The organism is uncultured Ruminobacter sp. (assembly GCA_902764345.1).
Lineage (GTDB): Bacteria > Pseudomonadota > Gammaproteobacteria > Enterobacterales > Succinivibrionaceae > Ruminobacter.
The window spans coordinates 1-4,277 of record CACWVT010000089.1 but is presented as its reverse complement, the minus strand read 5'-3'; the positions used below and the strand labels follow the sequence as shown (position 1 = coordinate 4,277).

Annotated in this window: 4 protein-coding genes; 3 read left to right on the top strand and 1 reads right to left on the bottom strand. The window is 44.5% G+C overall.

Annotated elements, in window-relative coordinates; genetic code table 11:
- Positions 1–296 (bottom strand): MATE family efflux transporter (locus QZU58_RS09965; protein ID WP_294496441.1); only part of this gene is annotated, 296 nt, incomplete at its 3' end.
- A gap of 426 nt (positions 297–722) precedes the next feature.
- Between QZU58_RS09965 and QZU58_RS09960 the strand changes: the two genes are divergently transcribed.
- From QZU58_RS09960 to QZU58_RS09950, 3 genes are all read left to right on the top strand, one after another.
- A complete protein-coding gene (locus QZU58_RS09960; RefSeq protein ID WP_294496440.1) occupies positions 723–1,454 on the top strand; it encodes a hypothetical protein in 732 nt (243 codons plus the stop codon).
- A 405-nt stretch (positions 1,455–1,859) separates the two neighbouring features.
- Entirely contained in the window at positions 1,860–2,960 is a 1,101-nt protein-coding gene (locus QZU58_RS09955; protein ID WP_294496438.1) for a hypothetical protein, read from the top strand.
- A 342-nt stretch (positions 2,961–3,302) separates the two neighbouring features.
- On the top strand, positions 3,303–4,277 hold a 975-nt coding region (locus tag QZU58_RS09950; protein ID WP_294496436.1), incomplete at its 3' end, for a hypothetical protein.

Below are 4,277 nucleotides of genomic sequence, written 5' to 3'. Positions count from 1 at the left end.
AAACGACCGGCTCCTATTGACTGGGCAACCTGAACCGTGAAGCCTGCCGAAGCGGCGAGACATATTCCGCCCACGAGCCATATTGAGGATGACACAAGACCGATGGCTGCGGATTCCTTCGGCCCCAGTGCGCCCACCATTGAGGCATCTATGTAATGCATCATTATCTGCGAAACCTGTGCGCACATGGCCGGAAAAGCCATGGCAAGGATCAGCCTGACCTTGGCGGATGTCTTTATGTTCTCGTGACTTTTAAGTATGAAGGAAAGTATCTTTTCCGTACTGTCTTTGCTCATGAAGTCGGCCTGCATCTGTGGAAACGCACCCCTGATAAAATTCCGAGGTATGTAAAGAGTATATCAGAACCGGTGTCAAAATCCTGTATATCGCACACAAAGTGATCTGACAGGCGAACTAAAAGGAATTTTTCATCAGCCGTTTCAGTCATGGATTTATTTCCGGATAATCTGAGAATGTCTCTTTTTTATGCAAAACCGTTAGATCGTCCACGGTTTTTTAACCTTGTTATCCCTGTTCCTTACACGGCAGGGCTCTCTGACTTATAATCTACGACTGTGGTCGACGGAGCATCCGTATTATCAGACTGCGTTGTTTCGTGAACGTGACGGTTTATGGTTCGGTGCCGGATGTACGGAGCCGTTCCTTCACACGTGCGGACATTTGATTAATGATAAATATAAATACAACAGATAAGGCTAATCATGAATAATAAATTAGGAGTAATGATTTTCCCGCTGTGTCTTGCCGTTTTTGGCAGTGTGGCAGCTGCTGATAATACGGTGCCGGAGGTTAACGGCGCATCATCTGAAGCAGCTTCAGACAGTCAGGGAAAAATCGCTCTTGAGGACAGGGTTGCCATTGCCCTGGGATATGATCTTGCATACGCCATCAACAGCGGACTTGAGGAAATGAGTAAGCTCGGTGAAAACATTCCGAAGGACATGGTCGTGCAGGCGGTAAATGACTATCTTGCCAATCCTGACGCAATTGACATGGCGGAAGCCGAGAAGATTCTGAATACCTACTATGCAACTCTTCAGAAAAAGGAAATCCTCTATAATTTCAGTCAGTACACAGGACAGGTTCATCACGTCAGGGATGAGGTGAGCAAATGCTTTGCCCAGAACGGAATAGACGGCTATGACAAATGTGTGAACGGCAGCAAGGGGGATGACTACTATATTCCCGAGGCTGAAGAGTTCAGCACGGATCTGGTTAAATCGGTTGAAGTTAACCTCTACGGAAAAGACGAGCATGTAAGCGCAAACGGAGATGTGAAACTTTATTCCGTAAAACTTACCGTTGACGAGAAAACGTTTGAACGGCCGTATACCGTTATCTATGACGGTTTCTGGAACCCATCCGGGGAGTTTTACTGGCGTTTTGATGAAAAATCAACATGCTACACCGCAAATCTCTGCAGAAAGATCTGATGCAGATCTGACAGGGAACATAAGGCTCACGTTCATCTCAAAACGTGAGCCTTGGTTTTTTCGGAGGCGTGATTTCCGGTACATGAACACGCAGATTTTTCCGTTCATGTACGTATGAAACCATGTTTACCGACAGTTCAGTGACTCTTTAGACCTGTCGTCATTTACCTGTTTCCGTATTTCTCCTAAATTACTATTTTGTGTTAACAGTCATTATTTGAAAACATAAAAACAGTTAATCTCCCGTATAAAAACGTCATTAGAATATAATGGTGCGATAGTTAGCCGCTTCGGGAAAATGCATTCATCCCGTTCAGCACCAGGCCTGTTATTCACGAATGAACCGGGCCGCAAAATATAAAATTATACAGGTTACAATCATAATATTGGGGAACTAAGGGACAAATGAAACACAACAGGATTTTATCAGCTGTTCATGCTGCCGTTTTGGGAATGGGACTTATAATCAGTGCTTCAGCATCTGCAGACTGTATGACAGACATAAAAAAATATCGTCTTGACAAGGAACTCTACAACGAGTGCATCAGAGAGGCCAACAACACCGATAACGGTGAACTTCAGTATCTTGTTGCTCTGTGGAACTTTGCCGGTGTGAATGAGGTTGATTTCAATGTTCCAAGTAACATGAACGGCTACAAGCATTTTATCTATCTTGCCGCACAAAATGACAACAAGGATGCCATGAGCATGTACGTCATAACCCAGTACGACCGTGAAAACTACGAGAATAACGGCAAGGATTTGAACATGGTGAAGTATCTTAATGCCCTTTCAGCGGATAAGACTCCGGAAGGACGATTAAGAATGCTCAGTACGAAAATGGCCATTGACAGATTCAGAGATGAGGTGGAACTGCCGGAGCTTGAAGAACTGGCCGAGGACTCTGCCAATCTTAAGGCGAAATTCGAACTCGCACGTTTCTATCACGCAAGGGCTGCATCTCCTGACATAAATCCAGACTCAATTAACAGGGCCTATGAACTGTACAAGGACGTAATCAATGCCGACTCAGTCGATGATAACGTAAAGAACATGCAGGGCATTGCTCTGTGGAACATGTATTCATACTATCGCCGTGCCAAAAAGGCTGAGGTTTCAGTAAAATCGGAACCGTTCCTGAAAGAACTGGCAATGCACGGTGACGTCATGGCGATGATTGAGTACGCCAGGGCCTATGCAAATTCATCATACGGGGTACTTGATGAAGCAAAGGCTTATGCATGGATCTCTCTTGAAAGGGACTGCGTAAAGGGAACAAACTATGAGAATGAATTCGGTGCGGCGGAATTAATGAAAAATATTAATGAAAAGATTTCAGATTCCGATCGCAAAAAAGGAGAGAAGGAGTTAGCCTCACTGAAAAAATCAGTAACGTGCATGATTCACGTAAAGGAAAAACGTCCTGCTTCAATGGTCAAGAAAGACGGTTCAGCTGAGAAGGTGGCTGAAAACAAGTCTGCTCCTGCCAAAACTTCCGAAAAATAACATACTGAAAAGTATAATTCCGTCTCCTTCGCAGATACCGGTACCTGCGAAGGAACAGAAAATCAGCATGATACTAGAACAAAGATCAAAATATATCACCGGAAATACAATAAAATTGTCCGATCCCGAATCGGAATGAGAAATAATAATAATTAGACATCATATTTGAGGTTGCTACGGATAACGGACCGCGTTCTGAATGCATTTCTCTCCGGTAACGGTGAATTGCCTGGAGTATTTACCCTTATCGGATGTCATGAAAGAGCTGCGGTGCGAGATTGTATTAATTTGCCGTGACCATCAACGTTACGGCGAAAGGGACGCAGATAAAGGAGACGTCTTATGAGCAATTACAAACAGTTATCGGTGATGGCATTTATTCTGGCTATCTCAGCTCAGGCATACGCCGCCGAGGACTTAACTTCAGCAACATCGGTTACAGATCAGCAGCCAACCGCAGCAGTGACAGCTGATACAAATACTGATACCGGTGCAGTTTCTAATACCGCAAAGAATACCGATGTCAGAAAAAAGCGCATGGATCACTTTTCCGTAGAGTTCTATGATGATGTGGAACTTGCCAATACGGCAGCCGATTACCTTGAAGAGGATATGATAACAATAAGTACCACTCGTTATGTGGATAAAGGGAACGATGCTGGGAAAGTTATTGAAATTGCCGCACTTAAAGAGAAAAAGAATGAGGTTTCCGTTGCTGATGCAGACGACGTATCAGCTGGTGAGGATCATCCGGCCGAAATCAAGTCAGAACAAGAATCCCAAGCTCCGGCTGAATCAGCAGAAAGCGGTTCGCATAAACCGATTATTCTTGAGACGGTGGATACCGCAGACGCACTCAGAAAAAAGACGGATGCATCGTCAGTTATAGCTGATGCAGAGAAGGATCTGGATGCGGCCAGCAATGTCATTTCAAATAAAGAAAAGATCACGACAATTGACGTAACAAAATCCGTGCAGGATCCTGCAAGAAACGTTTCCAGTAAGATTATGCAGAAGGCTGATGAAAATGTACGGGAAATAGAAAAAAAGCAGGCTGAAAGTGAAAGAGCCAGACTTGCCGATGAAGACCAGAAACGTCTTGCTGACGAAGCAATAGAAGCAGAAGCTCGTGCCAAACTTGAGGAACTGGAAGCTAAGGCCAAAGCCGAAGAAGAGGCTAAACTTAAGGCTGAAGCTGATGCCAAGGCTAAAGCTGAGGAAGAAGCAAAACTGAAGGCTGAAGCGGAAGCAAAGGCTAAAGCCGAAGAAGAGGCTAAACTTAAGGCCGAAGCAGAAGCAAAGGCTAATGCCGAAGAA

What these genes read in the sequence shown, in the direction of transcription:
- QZU58_RS09955 (WP_294496438.1), top strand. Translation starts at nt 1,860, where the DNA reads ATGAAACACAACAGGATTTTATCAGCTGTTCATGCTGCCGTTTTGGGA.
- QZU58_RS09960 (WP_294496440.1), top strand. Translation starts at nt 723, where the DNA reads ATGAATAATAAATTAGGAGTAATGATTTTCCCGCTGTGTCTTGCCGTT.